Raw genomic sequence first — 258 nt, 5'->3', positions numbered from 1 at the left:
CCCACACAATTTTTTGTTTAGAAAAATCCTCCCAATAACTTATACTATCTTGTGTTTCAAACCACTTATTACTAGTCTTTTTTCTAGCCCCTGCCTCTCCTGTTTGTTTTATTCGATCATATCCAAAACTCATAAGATGCTGTTTCACAGACGGATATTCTTCAATGTCAATTTTTAAACTTGGAAATGTTGCAATAATGTAAAAATCAGCAAATTCATAAGAATATCGTTTAACATCACGTCCTCTCAATAACGGTC

Annotated in this window: 1 protein-coding gene; it reads right to left on the bottom strand. The window is 32.9% G+C overall.

The features are described 5' to 3' along the window. The coding region (locus ACHRVL_RS23050) for a hypothetical protein (protein WP_395415599.1) at positions 1–258 on the bottom strand (258 nt) is incomplete at both ends.

It is taken from the genome of Flavobacterium sp. FlaQc-28 (assembly GCF_044007415.1).
Classification (GTDB): domain Bacteria; phylum Bacteroidota; class Bacteroidia; order Flavobacteriales; family Flavobacteriaceae; genus Flavobacterium.
The sequence above is the reverse complement of the archived record's forward strand: the minus strand, read 5'-3'. Positions and strand labels throughout refer to the sequence as shown.